At 72.4% G+C, this 15,475-nt stretch carries 10 protein-coding genes and 1 tRNA gene; 10 read left to right on the forward strand and 1 reads right to left on the reverse strand.

What is annotated here, in order from left to right; translation table 11 throughout:
• Nucleotide 1: 1 nt before the first annotated feature.
• The 3 genes from pth to mfd all read left to right on the forward strand — a co-directional run bounded on the left by pth (nt 2) and on the right by mfd (nt 7,002).
• On the forward strand, nt 2-586 hold the full coding sequence (gene pth / locus M3666_RS05175) for an aminoacyl-tRNA hydrolase (protein WP_251154676.1): 585 nt from the start codon (nt 2-4) through the stop codon (nt 584-586).
• Nucleotides 587-746: 160 nt separating this feature from the next.
• Nucleotides 747-3,329 carry a hypothetical protein gene (locus M3666_RS05180; RefSeq protein WP_251154677.1) on the forward strand — a complete coding sequence of 861 codons (2,583 nt, stop codon included), beginning with the start codon at nt 747-749 and terminating at the stop codon, nt 3,327-3,329.
• 61 nt (nt 3,330-3,390) lie between these two features.
• A complete protein-coding gene (gene mfd / locus M3666_RS05185) occupies nt 3,391-7,002 on the forward strand; it encodes a transcription-repair coupling factor (protein ID WP_066652554.1) in 3,612 nt (1,203 codons plus the stop codon).
• 225 nt (nt 7,003-7,227) lie between these two features.
• Here mfd and nhaA read toward each other — a convergent pair whose 3' ends face one another.
• Nucleotides 7,228-8,406, reverse strand: coding sequence for a Na+/H+ antiporter NhaA (nhaA, locus tag M3666_RS05190; protein ID WP_251154678.1), 1,179 nt, complete (start codon nt 8,404-8,406; stop codon nt 7,228-7,230).
• 103 nt (nt 8,407-8,509) lie between these two features.
• Here nhaA and M3666_RS05195 point away from each other — a divergent pair, with 103 nt between their 5' ends.
• The 7 genes from M3666_RS05195 (at nt 8,510) to M3666_RS05225 (ending at nt 15,423) form a co-directional block, all read left to right on the forward strand.
• Nucleotides 8,510-9,208: a MazG family protein gene (locus M3666_RS05195; protein WP_251154679.1), complete on the forward strand. Its 699-nt coding sequence runs from the start codon at nt 8,510-8,512 to the stop codon at nt 9,206-9,208.
• Nucleotides 9,209-9,567: 359 nt separating this feature from the next.
• A complete protein-coding gene (hisS, locus tag M3666_RS05200; RefSeq protein ID WP_251154680.1) occupies nt 9,568-10,812 on the forward strand; it encodes a histidine--tRNA ligase in 1,245 nt (414 codons plus the stop codon).
• Nucleotides 10,813-10,910: 98 nt separating this feature from the next.
• Entirely contained in the window at nt 10,911-12,194 is a 1,284-nt protein-coding gene (gene eno / locus M3666_RS05205; RefSeq protein ID WP_251154681.1) for a phosphopyruvate hydratase, read from the forward strand.
• A 375-nt stretch (nt 12,195-12,569) separates the two neighbouring features.
• Entirely contained in the window at nt 12,570-13,127 is a 558-nt protein-coding gene (locus M3666_RS05210; protein ID WP_066652590.1) for a septum formation initiator family protein, read from the forward strand.
• A gap of 68 nt (nt 13,128-13,195) precedes the next feature.
• Nucleotides 13,196-13,744, forward strand: coding sequence for a DUF501 domain-containing protein (locus tag M3666_RS05215; protein ID WP_066652599.1), 549 nt, complete (start codon nt 13,196-13,198; stop codon nt 13,742-13,744).
• 47 nt (nt 13,745-13,791) lie between these two features.
• Nucleotides 13,792-15,267: an NAD(P)/FAD-dependent oxidoreductase gene (locus M3666_RS05220; protein ID WP_066652606.1), complete on the forward strand. Its 1,476-nt coding sequence runs from the start codon at nt 13,792-13,794 to the stop codon at nt 15,265-15,267.
• Between the two features lie 82 nt (nt 15,268-15,349).
• Nucleotides 15,350-15,423: transfer RNA gene (locus tag M3666_RS05225), tRNA-Leu, on the forward strand.
• Nucleotides 15,424-15,475 lie beyond the last annotated feature (52 nt).

The following is a 15,475-nucleotide window of genomic DNA, read 5'->3' on the forward strand; positions in this document are numbered from 1 at the left end:
GATGACAGGAACGACCCTCGTCGTGGTCGGGCTCGGGAACCCCGGGCCCGGCTACGCGGGGAACCGTCACAACGTCGGCCAGATGGTCCTCGACGAACTCGCCGCCCGCATGGGTGCGACGTTCAAGAAGCACAAGACGCCGAACCAGGTCGCCGAGGGGCGCCTGGTGCCCGGCGGACCGAAGCTCGTCCTGGCGAAGCCGGGATCCTTCATGAACACCTCGGGTGGCCCGGTCTCGAGCGTGCTCGGGTTCTACAGCGCCACCCCGGCGGACCTCGTCGTCGTCCACGACGAACTCGACCTGCCGTTCGACACCGTCCGTCTCAAGGGCAGCGGCGGGCACGGCGGCCACAACGGGCTCCGCGACATCATCAAGGCGACCGGCACGAACGAGTTCACCCGGGTGCGGATCGGCATCGGCCGTCCCCCGGGTCGCCAGGACCCCGCCGACTACGTCCTGCGTGACTTCTCGCCGACCGAGAAGAAGACGCTGTCGAACCTGCTCGCCGACGGCGCCGACGCCGTCGAGGCGATCGCGGAGCTCGGGCTCCTCGCCGCGCAGCAGCGCGTGCACGCGCCCTCCTGACGCGTCCGGTCGAGTCCGCGGATCCGGCCGGGAGGCACGGTGTGGGTCGTCCACGCTGCTGTCCGGTTCCCGCCGGGTCCCCGAACTGGGGGACCGTCACGTCCCCCGGTCGTCGGTAGGTTCGCCGTCGGGGCGACCGTCCCGACGACGAGGGGGCGACGTGGGGCGAGCACGACACCGGGCAGGACCGGAAGACGTCGCACAGCGCTCCGGCACGGGGGTGCGTGCGGTCCTCGCCGTCGTCCCGGCCGCGGTCGCGCTCATCGCGGTCGGCATGGCCTCCCTGCTCACCCAGGACGGCGCGGTCGCCGGCACCGAGACCTGGACACCGACGAGCGCCGAGTCGTCCGCGCCACCGGTCGCGAGCAGCTTCTCCGCCCCGAACGACGTGCACCACGACGTCGACGGACGACTCCTGGTCGCCGACTTCGCCGGGAACGGCCTGCTGCGCCGCGGACTCGACGGCACCTGGAGCGTGGTCGCTCCGTTCGGCACGGCGCCGGGCGACATGTGGAACCCGTCGGCCGTGACCACCCTCGACGACGGCCGCATCCTCGTCGCCGAGGCCGGGCGGCGGTCGATCACGCTCCTCTCCCCGGACGGGCTCGTCGTCTCCCGGTGGGCCCCGCCTCCGAGCGGACGAGCCGTCTCCGAACTCGCGGTGCAGGGGACGACGGTCTTCGCGGCCGTGCCCGGCAGCGGATCGCTCTGGACGGCCGAGCTCGGCAGCGGGACGTGGACGGCGGTCGCGGGTCCGTGGTCCGACCCGAGCGGCGTCGCGATCTCCGCCGACGGTGGAACGCTCACCGTGACGGACGCCGGACCCGACGAGGTGTGGCAGGTCGACCGCGCGTCGGGCGTCGTCAGCGCGCTCGGGTTCCCGGCCGACGGGCAGACCCGGCTCCGCGGGGTGGCGGTCGACGACGGGGACGTCTTCGTCGTGGACAACGGGAACGGTCGCGTCTGGTCGGACGCCGGCGGCGCGTGGGCTCCGGCGTTCTCGACGGCGCCCGACGGATCGGCACTCGCGAACCCGACCGCCGTGTCCGTCGGCCCGGGTCGGAGCCTGGTCGTGGCGGACTACAACCGGCAGCGGATCGTCACCGCGACGTCGTCCGGCAGCGTCGAGGAGAGCCCGGGCACGAGCCCGACCGCACCGACGGCGGAGCCCCTGCCGTCGGACACCCCGACGCCCGAGCCGACGGCTGGCCCCACGACCGCCCCGTCTCCCGGACCTTCGGCGGAGCCGACGACTCCGGCGACCGGCGAGCCGACGACGCCGGCGAGCAGTGACCCGAGCAGCGGTTCGACCCCCTCGCCGACGGCCGACCCGACCGACCCGCCGACGCCTGACCCGACCGCCTCCCCGACCGACCCGTCGACGCCCGACCCGACTGCCTCGCCGACGTCCGACCCGACGGGTGAGCCCACCCCCGAGCCGACGTCGGGACCGACCGCCGCACCGACGTCCGACCCGACGGGTGAGCCCACCCCCGGGCCGACGTCGGGACCGACCGCAGCACCGACGTCGGATCCGACCGACCAGCCGACGCCCGCGCCGACGCCGACGCCGGCGCCGACGCCGAGCAGCGAGCCGGGTGCGGACCCGTCGGCGCCGGCGACCGACGAGCCCACCCCCGCCCCCACGGGTGAGCCGACCGACGAGCCCTCCGACGAGCCGAGCGCGACGCCGACGGTGACCCCTGCACCGACCTCGTCGCCCTCCCCGACCGACGATCCCACCGCGGAGCCGACCGCCACGCCGCAGCCCGGTCCCTCGACGGAGCCCGGTCCCTCGACGGACCCGGAGCCGACCGACGAGCCGGGCCCCACCCCGACGCCGCCCGGACCGACCACCCCGGAGCCGACCCCGACGCCGTCGGGCACCCCGGGCGCGACACCGACGACCGACCCGGACCCCCGACCCGAGCCGGATCCCGGCCCGACGTGGGAGGCGAGCGCGACCCCGACCCCCTCCGCCCCGGCCACGGCAGGACCGCTCCCGACCGGGACACCCGCGACGGGAGCGCAGCCGTCGCCCGCACCGTCCCCGACGGCCGAGCCGACCGCGGGGCCGGAGCCCGGAGCGACCTCCGCGCCGGAGCCGACCACCGCGCCCGGACCGACCACCGCGCCGGAGCCGACCACGGCGCCCGGACCGACGACCGCGCCGGAGCCGACCACGGCGCCCGGACCGACGACCGCGCCGCAGCCGACCACGGCGCCCGGACCGACGACCGCGCCGGAGCCGACCACCGCCCCCGAGCCGACCACCGCGCCCGAACCGACCACCGCGCCCGAGCCCACCACCGCGCCCGGACCCACCACGGCGCCCGAACCGGGGGCGACCACCGCCCCGGAGCCCGGACCGTCGCCCGCGCCCGACGTCTCGTCCGGACCCACCCCCGGTCCGACCGGCGCCCCCGGACCGACGCCCGCACCCGACCCCGACCCGTCGCCCGGCCCGGGCGGCACCACCGGCGGGGGAGGACCGACCGCCCCGACCCCGAGCGACCCGACCCCGAGCGCCGACCCGGGGGCGGCCCCCGGCCGCGGCGGGACCACCGGCGTGACGGGTGCCGACGCGGCGGACGGTGCCGCGCCTCCCGACCGGGCCGGCTCCACGTCTGCGGACCGCAGCCCGACCAGCCTCGCCTGGACCGGCGCCGCACCCGTCGCGCCCGCGCTGCTCGTGGCCGCGCTGCTCGTCCTGATCGGGTCCCGACTCCGTCGCCGCAGCTGACCGTGTTCGCCGCCCGCGCACGCCGGGCCGGGTGTCGGACGCCGCCGGTACCATCGTCTGAGTGACGATCTCGGGCATCATCCCTGCGCTCTCGCGCGCCTCCGCGTTCGATCGCGTCCTCCGCGCTGCCGGGCGTGACGCGGACTTCTCCGTCGTCGACGGCCTGCGGGTCCCGTTGCTCGGCGCGCTGCTCGCCGAGCGCAACGGTCCCCAGTGCCTCTTCGTCGTCACCGCCACCGGGCGCGAGGCCGAGGCGGTGCGCGGCGCCTTCACGTGCACGGTCCCCGACGCCGAGGTCCTCGAGTTCCCCGCGTGGGAGACCCTGCCGCACGAGCGCCTCAGCCCGAGCGCCCAGACGGTCGGCACCCGCATCGCGACGCTCCGCAAGCTCGCCGCGTGGCAGGACGCCGATCCGGCCGACCGCCGCACGATCGTCGTGGTCGCGAGCGTCCGCGCCGCACTGCAGCCCATCGCGGGCAACCTGACGTCGCTCGCCCCGGTCGCACTCGCGACGGGTTCACGCGGCAACGACCTCGCGGCCATCGCGTCGCAGCTCGTCGACCTGGCCTACGCCCGGGTCGACCTCGTCACCCGCCGCGGCGAGTTCGCGGTGCGCGGTGGCATCCTCGACGTCTTCCCGCCCGGTGCCGACCACCCGGTGCGCGTCGACTTCTTCGGCGACGAGATCGAGGCGATCAAGGCGTTCTCGGTCGCCGACCAGCGCACCACCGACGACGACCTCGGCTCGGTCGAGCTCACCGCCTCGCGCGAGCTCCTGCTCAGCGACGATGTGCGCCAGCGGGCACGCGAGATGCTGCACGAGTTCCCGAACCTGTCGCAGATGCTCGCGAAGATCGCCGAGGGGATCCCGGTCGAGGGCATGGAGTCCCTCGCGCCGGCCCTCGTGCAGGACCTCGTGCCGATCACCACCTACCTGCCCGAGACCGCCACGATCGCGGTCCTCTCGCCCGAGCGGGTCGCCGGTCGCGCGCACAGCCTGGCCGAGACGAACACCGAGTTCCTGCAGGCCGCGTGGAGTGCCGCGGTCGCGGGCGCACAGGCACCCATCGACCTCGACGCGGGCAACTTCCTGTCCGTGCAGCAGCTCAAGAACACCCGTGGCCAGCGCACCTGGTGGACGGTCACGCCGTTCGACTCGGGGCTCGACGAGGGTGACCGCGAGCGCGTGCTCACCGACGCCGAGGCCGCTGCTGAGGCCGGTGAGTACATCCGCGTCCGAGCGGAGTCGATCCCGAGCTTCGCGGGCAGCGCGGACGGGGCCGTCGAGCACGTCAAGCAGCTCGTCGACGACGGCTGGGGCGTCGTCGTGACGGCGCAGGGCAAGGGGCTCGTCGAGCGCGCGGTGCAGGTGCTCGCGGACGCGGGTGTCGCGGCTCGTGCCGAGGACCTCACCGCCCCGCCCGAGCCGGGTGTCGCGATCGTCACCACCGCCACCGTCGAGGCCGGCTTCGCGACCCCCGACCCGCGGATCGCCGTCCTGAGCGAAGCCGAGTTCTACGGCCGCAGCGTCCAGCAGGGCGCCCGCACCGTCAAGAAGCTCGCCGCCCGCCGCAAGAACGTCGTCGACCCGCTGCAGCTGAAGCCGGGCGACGTCGTCGTGCACAACACCCACGGCATCGGCAAGTTCGTCGAGCTCGTCTCGCGCGAGGTCAGCTCCGGCGGTCGCAACGCCGTGAAGACGCAGCGTGAGTACCTCGTGCTCGAGTACGCCCCGTCGAAGCGGAACTACCCGGGCGACAAGCTCTTCGTCCCGACCGACCAGCTCGACCAGCTCTCCCGGTACGTCGGCGGCGAGAACCCCACCCTGTCCAAGATGGGCGGCTCGGACTGGTCCGCAGCGAAGTCGAAGGCGCGCAAGGCCGTCCGCGACATCGCCGTCGACCTCGTGAAGCTGTACTCGGCGCGCATGGCCTCGAAGGGGCACGCGTTCGGCCCGGACACCCCGTGGCAGCGTGAGCTGGAGGAGGCCTTCCCGTTCGCCGAGACCGCCGACCAGCTCACCACCATCGACGAGATCAAGCGCGACATGGAGAGCCCGATCCCGATGGACCGCCTGCTCTCCGGCGACGTCGGCTACGGCAAGACCGAGGTCGCGATCCGCGCGGCGTTCAAGGCCGTGCAGGACGGCAAGCAGGTCGCCGTGCTCGTCCCGACGACGCTGTTGGTGCGTCAGCACATGGAGACGTTCCAGGAGCGCTTCGCGGGCTTCCCCGTGCACCTCCGCGCACTCAGTCGCTTCCAGACCGAGAAGGAGTCGAAGGAGACGATCGCCGGCCTCGCCGACGGCACCGTCGACATCGTGATCGGCACACACCGCATCCTGTCGCAGAACATCGCGTTCAAGGACGTGGGGCTCGTCATCATCGACGAGGAGCAGCGGTTCGGCGTCGAGCACAAGGACCAGCTCAAGAAGCTCAAGACCAACGTCGACGTGCTCGCGATGTCCGCGACCCCGATCCCGCGGTCGCTCGAGATGGCCGTCACCGGGATCCGGGAGATGTCGACGCTCGCGACCCCGCCGGAGGACCGCCACCCCATCCTGACCTTCGTCGGGCCGCAGTCCGACCTGCAGGTCGCCGCCGCGATCCGCCGCGAGCTCCTGCGCGAAGGTCAGGTCTTCTACGTGCACAACCGCGTGAAGGACATCCAGTCGGTGGCGTCGCACCTGGCCGAGATCATCCCCGAGGCCCGGATCCAGGTCGCCCACGGGCAGATGTCCGAGGGCACCCTCGAGCAGGTCATGGTCGACTTCTGGGAGCGCAAGTTCGACGTGCTCGTGTCCACGACCATCGTCGAGACGGGCTTGGACATCGCCAACGCGAACACGCTGATCATCGACAAGGCCGACAAGTACGGGCTGTCCCAGCTCCACCAGCTCCGAGGTCGCGTCGGCCGCGGGCGTGAGCGCGGGTACGCGTACTTCCTCTACGACGCCGACAAGCCGCTCTCCGAGACCGCGCAGGACCGTCTCGAGACCATCGCCGCGAACAACGAACTCGGCGCCGGTATGCAGGTGGCCATGAAGGACCTCGAGATCCGGGGTGCCGGCAACCTGCTCGGTGGTGAGCAGTCCGGGCACATCGCGGGGGTCGGGTTCGACCTCTACCTGCGGATGATCGGCGAGGCCGTGTCCCAGTTCAGGGGAGACGTCGCCGAGGGGCAGACCGAGCTCCGGCTCGAGATCCCGGTCGACGCGCACATCCCCGAGGACTACGTCGAGTCCGAGCGGCTCCGGCTCGAGGCGTACCAGAAGCTGTCGGCCGCATCGGCCCCGGCTGCGCAGCCCGAGGCGATCGACATGGTGCTCGACGAGCTCACCGACCGCTACGGCCAGCCGCCGCAGCCGGTGCTCACCCTGGTCGAGGTGTCGCGCCTGCGGCGCATGGCGCAGCAGGTCGGCCTGTCCGACGTCGTCGTGATGGGGTCGAACCTGCGGATCGCGGGCAAGGAGCTCGCCGACTCGGCCCAGGTCCGGCTGAAGCGCATGTTCCCCGGCGCGCGCTGGTTCCCGCAGCAGGACGCCGCGAGCATCCCGCTGCCGAAGCCGCACGGCGAGACGCTGCCCGACGACGGGCTCATCGAGTGGGTGGAGAGCATCCTGACGGCCGTCTACGGCGCGTCCAAGGCCCCCGCGGAGGCGCCCGCCTCCTGACACGGTCCGGCGCGAAGTGACGCGGCCCGACGCGGCCTGGAGGCGCGGTGCCAGCCGGTACCGCGCCTCCAGGCCGTCGGGTGGCCGTCTTCCGACATCGCACGTGTCGTCGTCCGACATCGCACGTGTCGATCGACCCGTGCGGAGTCGTACGATGCGCCTGCAACGACACGTCCGCGGTCGTCCGACCGCGGACGTGTCGCAGCGCAGCGGCCGCTCGGTGCGCTACTCGGTGGCCTCGGCCTCGGCGAGCTCGCGTCGCGCGCGGTAGCGGCGGGCGCGCAGGCTGACGACGACGGCGGACGCGAGGATCGCGATGCCGGACCCGACGAGCACGGCGAGGACGCCCTCGTCGAGGATCTCCTCGTTCCGGGCGAACGCCAGCTCGTTCATGAGCAGCGAGACCGTGAAGCCGATCCCGCCGAGCACGCCGACCGTCACGATCGACCAGAACGAGAGCGTCGATCGACCGGGGGCGCGGAAGATGCGCGTCGCGACGGCACCGAACAGCGTGATGCCGATGACCTTGCCGACCGGGAGCGCGAGGACGACGGCCCAGAACGTGGGGGAGAGCTCGCCGATGCCGACGCTCGGGATCACGACCGCCGCCGAGGCGAAGGCGAACACCGGCAGGACGACGGCGTTCGACCACGGCTCGACGTTCTCGTGCAGCGTGTGTCCCGGACGGCGGGGCAGGACGAGACCGAGCGCGACGCCGGCGATGGTCGCGTGCACTCCCGAGTGGTAAACGAGCCACCACGTCACGAGGCCGACCAGCACCATCGCGGCGATGATCCACACGCGGCCGGTGCGGCCCGGACGCAGCAGCCGACCGAGCACCGCGAAGACGGCGAGGGCGACGACCGCACCGCCGAGCGCGAGGAAGTCGGTGCCGTGCGCGAAGACGACGGCGATGATGACGATCGCGATGAGGTCGTCGAGCACCGCGAGCGCGAGCAGGAAGACGCGGAGCGTGGAGGGCAGCCCTCGACCGAACATCGCCAGGACCCCGAGCGCGAACGCGATGTCCGTCGCGGTCGGGATGGGCCACCCGTGCTGGTAGGGCGTGCCCGAGGTCACCAGGAGGAAGATCCCGGCCGGCACGAGCACGCCGCCGACCGCGGCGATCGCCGGGATGACGGCCGTCTTCGGGTTCGAGAGTTCCCCGTCGAGCAGCTCCTGCTTCAACTCGATCGCGACCAGCAGGAAGAAGACCGCGAGCAGGCCGTCGCTGATCCAGTGCGACATGGACAGGTCGAGACCGACCGCTCCCCACGGCGAGTGCGCGTCGAGGGCTCGTTCGAGGCCAGGTCCGAGCGGCGAGTTCGCCACGAGGAGGCCGAGCACGGCGGCGGTCAGGAGCGCGATCGCGCTGAAACGGGGGGAGCGGACGAGTGCCGACATGGATCTCCGACGGTGTGCGGGTACGGGTACGGAACCGTCGACCAGACTTCCCGACACACCAGGGGTCAGCCTACCGGAGCGGCCTGCGTGCGAGCATGACGCCATGACCGCCGTCACGGACCTCGTCGAAGTCGTCGACCGCCTGCTCGCCCCCGACGGCGGTTGCGTGTGGAACCGTGCACAGACCCACGCATCGCTCGCGCGGTACGCCGTGGAGGAGTCGTACGAACTCGTCGACGCCGTCGACTCCGGCGACGACGACGACCTCCGCGAGGAACTCGGCGACGTGCTCTACCAGGTCGTGTTGCACGCCGGACTGGCTGCAGTGCAGGGCCGGTTCGACCTCGAGGACGTCGCCGCCGGTTCTCGCGACAAGATGGTCCGTCGGCACCCGCACGTGTTCGGTGCCGAACGGGCGAACACGGAGGCGGAGGTCGTCCGGGTGTGGCGGGCGGCGAAGTCGGCCGAGAAGGCGTCGCGCACGAGCGTCCTCGACGGGGTCCCGAGGGCGATGCCGCCGCTGGAGCGAGCCGTGAAGCTGCTCGAACGCCTGGAGGAGCGTGGCGACGCCGCCACGGTCGTCGCCGCCGCCGTGCGCGCATCGGGGCGGGAGATCGGGAAGACAGACGGGTCGGCGGACGTGGGCACGGTCGGGTCGGCGGGTGCGAACGCTGTGGACGAGCGGTGGGGCGCGCGCATGCTCGCCGAGGTCGCCGCGGCGCGCGAGGCGGGCATCGACGTCGTCGCCAGCCTGCGGGACGCGGTGAGCCGGCTCGAGGCCGGCGCGCGCGTCGGGGAGTGAGCTGCGCCTCCAGTTCGGAGACGCGGGGGAGTGGGCTGCACCTCCTGTTCGGAGCGTGCGGGTGAGTGGGCTGCGCCTCCTGTTCGGAGCGCGCGGAGGAGTGCCGGACGGGCAGACGAGAGAGCGGGCACCCTCCCAACCCGAAAAAGGAGGGTGCCCGCGAGCGGGCCACGACGTGCCAGGGGGGACACGACGATAGGGACGCCCGCTCGAACCGCGGGGCACCGTTGCAGCACACCGGCCCCGCGAACGATCTGGTGGCCGGATCAGGAGGCCGCCAGACCGAGGTTCTGCATCCAGAGTATCAGTAGACCGGATGCGGCGCAAGGTCGTGCCCTGGTTCTGGCAGGATTGGCGGCATGGCGACGACCGTGACGGCTCCCCGTGGCATGCGTGACTTCCTCCCGGCGGACAAGGCCCGTCGCGAGCACGTCCTCGGGGTGGTCCGGGACGTGTACGCGCGACACGGGTTCGACGAGATCGAGACCCCGGTCGTCGAGGACGCCGCACGCCTGCACTCGGGGCTGGGCGGCGACAACGAGAAGCTCGCGTTCGCGGTGATGCGCCGAGGGCTCACCACCGAGGATCTCCAGCAGGCGGATGCGCCGCTCGACCTCGCGGACCTCGGGCTCCGCTTCGACCTGACGGTCCCGCTCGCCCGCTTCTACGCCTCGCACCGCGCCGAGCTGCCCTCGGTGTTCCGTGCCGTGCAGATCGCACCCGTGTGGCGTGCCGAGCGTCCGCAGAAGGGGCGCTACCGGCAGTTCGTCCAGTGCGACATCGACATCCTCGGCGAGCCGGGGCAGCTCGCGGAGATCGAGCTCATCCGCGCGACCACCGCCGCGCTCGACGCGCTCGGCATCGCGGACACCACCATCCGCATCAACGACCGTCGCATCCTGCTCGCGCTGCTCGCCTCGTGGGGGATCACCGACCCGGACGCCGCGGACCGGGCGCTGATCACGGTCGACAAGCTCGACAAGATCGGTGCGGACGGGGTGGCCGCCGAGCTCCGCGCGACGATCGGCGCCGACCTGCCGGGCCTCGAGGACACGATCCGTGCGCTCGAGGCCGCGGACTGGGCGTCCGTCGAGGGGGCGCCGTGGCTCGATGCCGAGGCGTTCGCGGACCTGCTCCGCCTCCGCCGGGCCCTGCCGGGCGTGGACCTGCGCTTCGACCCGACACTCGTGCGCGGCATGGGCTACTACACGGGCACGATCTTCGAGGTCGCCCACCCCGACTTCGGCTACAGCCTCGGCGGCGGCGGTCGCTACGACGGCATGATCGGACGCTTCCTCGGGCAGGACGTGCCCGCAGTCGGGTTCTCGCTCGGGTTCGAGCGGCTCGTCGACCTCGTCACGCTGCCGGAGTCGGCCGAGTCGGACGCCGTCGTGCTCCTGTACGACAAGGACGTCGACCCGGTCCGCCTCGCGGCGCTCAAGACCGAGGCCCTCGCGTCGCACCGTCGCGTCCGGCTCGAGCGGCGGCCGAAGAACACCAAGAACCTGCTCGCGAGCCTCGCCGAGCAGGGCTTCGCGGCCTTCGCCGGTGTGCGGGCCGACACGGAGACCCTGGAAGGTGTCGAGTTCCGCCCGCTGGCGTGAACTCCTCCACACCCGACGTCATCCGCGGCGAGGCGTCCACCGCGCCTCGGTAGGATCGACCCGCTGTCCACCACAACCGAACTCGTAGGGAGTACCCCGTGGCCCAGATCGATGCCGTAGGCGCACGCGAAGTCCTCGATTCCCGAGGCAACCCGACGGTCGAGGTCGAGGTCCTCCTCGACGACGGCGTGGTCTCGCGCGCGCTCGTCCCGTCCGGTGCCTCCACCGGTGCGTTCGAGGCGTACGAACTCCGCGACGGCGACGCGAACCGCTACGGCGGCAAGGGCGTCCTGAAGGCCGTCGACGCCGTCCTCGACGAGATCGGCCCGGCGCTCGAGGGCTTCGACGCCACCGACCAGCGCCTCGTCGACGCCGCGCTCATCGAGCTCGACGGCACCGAGAACAAGTCCCGCCTGGGCGCCAACGCGGTCCTCGGCGCCTCGCTCGCCGTCGCCCGTGCCGCCGCCGACTCGGCCGACCTGCCGCTGTTCCGCTACCTCGGTGGCCCGAACGCGCACACGCTGCCCGTCCCGCTCATGAACGTCGTCAACGGTGGCGCGCACGCCGACACCAACGTCGACATCCAGGAGTTCTTCCTCGTGCCCTACGGCGCCGAGAGCTTCTCGGAGGCCCTGCGCTGGGGCGTCGAGACCTACCACGCCCTCAAGGGTGAGCTGAAGAAGCAGGGTCTCGCGACCGGCCTCGGCGACGAGGGCGGCTTCGCCCCCGAGCTCGCCTCGAACCGTGCTGCGCTCGACTTCCTGCTCGCCGCGATCGAGAAGGCCGGCTTCACCCCGGGCAAGGACATCGCGCTCGGCCTCGACGTCGCCGCGACCGAGTTCTTCCACGACGGCAAGTACGCGTTCGAGGGCAAGCAGCTCTCGAGCGAGGAGTTCACCGGGTACTTCTCGGACCTCGTCGCGAACTACCCGCTCGTCACCATCGAGGACGCCCTGGCCGAGGACGACTGGGAGGGCTGGAAGCACCTCACCGCCGAGCTCGGCTCGAAGCTGCAGCTCGTCGGCGACGACCTGTACGTCACGAACCCGAAGCGTCTGCAGCGGGGCATCGACGAGCAGGCCGGCAACTCGATCCTGGTCAAGGTGAACCAGATCGGCACGCTGACCGAGACCCTCGACGCCGTCTCCCTGGCGCACCGCCACGGCATGACCGCGATCCTGTCGCACCGCTCGGGCGAGACCGAGGACACCACCATCGCCGACATCGCGGTGGCCGTCGACGGTGGCCAGATCAAGACCGGTGCCCCGGCCCGCTCAGACCGCGTCGCGAAGTACAACCAGCTGCTCCGCATCGAGGAGGAGCTGGGCGATGCCGCCGTCTACGCCGGCCGCACCGCGTTCCCCCGCGCCGCTGCGCTCTAGGTCGCACCCGCACCACCACGAGACGCCGTCCTCCTCCGGGAGGGCGGCGTCTCGCCGTCTCCGGGCGCTCTCGTCGCCGTCGAACTGATCCGCCCTCGCCCTCGAATCGGTCTGCTCTCGCCCTCGAGCGGGCAACATCTGCGACGTCCGGCGCAGCAGTCCGACGGATCTCGCCCACTCGGCGGACGCGAGCGGCACGTCCTGCCCGTTCGACGGCCAGCTGGCTCAGCGGTGGACGCTCGGCGGTGGGTGGCGGACGGGAGGCGCGTGGCGGCCGTGCGCCGCGCCTCCCGGCCGCTGGGAGGGTGCCGAGCGACGCACGACGGTCCGCGTGCCGGGTCACGTGACCGTGCCGTGCCGGGTTATCGTCGAGCCGTGCCCAGCCAGAAGCCCCGCGTCCGCCGCATCCCCGTGGCCGTGCCGGAGTCCGGTGCGCACGAGCAGCCCTGGTACCGGTCCATCCGGTTCTCCGGCTTCAGCCTCCTCATGCTCGCGATCATCGTGCTGTTCGTCGTCGTGCTCGCCCCCTCGCTGCGGACGCTCATCCAGCAGCAGGAGCAGATCGCGCAGCAGCAGCGCGAGGTCGCAGCGCAGAAGGCCGACGTCGCGCAGAAGAAGCAGGACGTCGCGCGGTGGGACGACCCGGCCTACATCGAGGCCCAGGCACGCGACCGGCTGCTCTACGTGTACCCGGGCGAGGAGAGCTACCTCGTGATGGGTGCGGAGCAGGCGAAGGGGTCGGACCGGGCCGAGACCGACTCCGGCAGCCCGGTCAGCTCGACGGTGCAGACGCCGAAGGTCGACTGGGTGCAGGCAATGCTCTCCAGCGTGCTGCAGTCAGGACTGACCGAGAAGACCACTGAGCAGCTCGTGGCGCCCGACGTCTCCGGCACCGGAGACCCGACCGGCGCCGCGACGAGCGACAGCAAGTAGGGCAGCCGGGGGCGCCGCGGCGTCACGGAGTGGGACGGCGACCAGGACTCGGGTAGGCTCACGTGCCCGTGACGACCCCTCCCTTCGATCCGCCGTCCGACCGCGACATCCAGGTCGTCTCGGCGCAGCTCGGGCGACCGGCCCGCGACGTCGTCGGGATCGCTGCACGGTGCGCCTGCGGCAACCCCACCGTCGTGTCGACGAAGCCCCGACTCGCGAACGGCACCCCGTTCCCGACGTTCTACTACCTGTGCCACCCCGCCGCCACCGCGGCCGTGAGCACGCTCGAGGCGAACCACGTCATGCCCGAGCTCGCCGCCCTGCTCGAGGACGAGACCGTCGCGGCGCAGTACCGCGCGGCCCACGAGTCCTACCTGGCGGACCGCGAGTCGATCGAGCACGTCGACGAGATCGACGGCATCAGCGCGGGCGGCATGCCCACCCGTGTGAAGTGCCTGCACGCGCTCGTCGGCCACGCCCTCGCTGCCGGACCCGGCGTCAACCCCATCGGCGACCTCGCGCTCGAGCGCGTGGACTGGTCGCCCTCCCGCTGTGAGTGCCGGGCGTATGATGGCATCGCAGACGCTGGAGTCGGGGCGGGTGGCGGCGAAGACTGACCAGCCTCCCGGCAAGCAACCACCCCACTCCAAGGAGATCATCCCCCGTGCCCAAGATCCTCGTCGTCGGCGGCGGCTACGCCGGTTTCTACACCGCCTGGAAGCTCGAGAAGCACCTGCGTCAGGGTGAAGCCGAGGTCACCATGGTGGACCCGCTGCCGTACATGACGTACCAGCCGTTCCTGCCCGAGGTCGCCGCCGGCTCGATCGAGCCGCGTCACGCGATCGTGTCGCACCGTCGTCACCTGAAGAAGACCCGTGTCGTCACGGCGAAGGTCACGAAGGTCGACCACGCCACGAAGACCGCGACGATCACCCCGGCCGAGGGCGAGGCGTGGGAGGAGTCCTACGACCAGATCGTCATGACCGCCGGTGCCGTCTCGCGCACCTTCCCGATCCCGGGCGTCGCGGACGAGGCCATCGGCCTGAAGACCATCGAGGAGGCCGCGGCGATCCGCGACAAGATCCTCACGAACTTCCACAAGGCGGCGAACCTGCCGGCCGGTCCCGAGCGCGACCGCCTGCTCACCGTCGTCGTGGTCGGCGGTGGCTTCGCCGGCATCGAGGTGTTCGCCGAGCTCCGCTCCTTCGCGTCCGACCTGCTGAAGAGCTTCCCGCAGCTGTCCTTCGATGACACGCACTTCCACCTGGTCGAGGCGATGGGCCGCATCATGCCCGAGGTGTCGCTCGAGACCTCGCACTGGGTGCTCGAGAACCTCGCGTCCCGCGGCGCGACGGTGCACCTCGAGACCCAGCTGGCCTCGGCCGAGGGCGGCGTGTGCCAGCTCAAGGCCAAGGACGAGTCGATCGAGACCATCGAGTCCGACCTCATCATCTGGACCGCCGGCGTCATGGCGAACCCGATGGTCAAGGGCACCGACTTCCCGCTCGAGCAGCGCGGTCGCATCCGCGTGCAGCCCGACCTCCGCGTGGTCGACGACAACGGCGTGATCGCCGACGCGTGGGCCTGCGGTGACGTCGCGGCCGTGCCGGATCTGACCGGTGGCGGTGTCGGCGGCTTCTGCGTGCCGAACGCCCAGCACGCCGTGCGTCAGGCGAAGCAGCTCGCGAAGAACCTGGTCGCGGTCGTCCGCGGCGAGGCGACGACGGACTACAAGCACGAGAACCTCGGTGCCGTCGCGGGCCTGGGTCTCGGCACGGGTGTGTTCCAGTCCGGCAAGTTCGCCATGAAGGGCTTCCTGGCCTGGGGCGCCCACCGCGGGTACCACGGCCTGGCGATGCCGTCGTGGGAGCGCAAGTGGCGCGTCATCGGCGACTGGGTCGGCGGCTTCTTCCTGGGCCGTGACATCGCGTCGCTCGACGACCGTGAGACCCCGCGTGCCGCGTTCGAGGCCTTCGCGTCGCGCCCGAAGCCCGCTGCAGCCGAGGAGCCCAAGGCCGTCGCTGCCCCGGCTCCGGCGGAGGGTCAGCCGGCCGACGCCGCCGGCCCCGCGTACGCCACCCCGGCCGAGGACGTCTCGAAGGACGCTGCGCCCGTCGCAGCCCCGGCGGACGCCAAGTAGCACCAGCACCAGCACCAGCACCGACGGCCGTCGCCCCACGTGGGGCGACGGCCGTCGTCGCGTCGGTAGGCTGTTGCGGCCCGCCCCCGTGGCCCAATCGGTAGAGGCACGCGACTTAAAATCGCCGAGTTGTGGGTTCGAGTCCCACCGGGGGTACGCGAGGCGCGGGTGCGCCGCCGGCCGCGCCCCGCCGCCTGCCAGCGGGCGA

This window comes from Curtobacterium sp. ODYSSEY 48 V2 (assembly GCF_023712625.1).
GTDB lineage: Bacteria > Actinomycetota > Actinomycetes > Actinomycetales > Microbacteriaceae > Curtobacterium.

What these genes read in the sequence shown, in the direction of transcription:
- pth (WP_251154676.1), top strand. Translation starts at nt 2, where the DNA reads ATGACAGGAACGACCCTCGTCGTGGTCGGGCTCGGGAACCCCGGGCCC.
- nhaA (WP_251154678.1), bottom strand. Translation starts at nt 8,406, where the DNA reads ATGTCGGCACTCGTCCGCTCCCCCCGTTTCAGCGCGATCGCGCTCCTG.
- M3666_RS05195 (WP_251154679.1), top strand. Translation starts at nt 8,510, where the DNA reads ATGACCGCCGTCACGGACCTCGTCGAAGTCGTCGACCGCCTGCTCGCC.
- hisS (WP_251154680.1), top strand. Translation starts at nt 9,568, where the DNA reads ATGGCGACGACCGTGACGGCTCCCCGTGGCATGCGTGACTTCCTCCCG.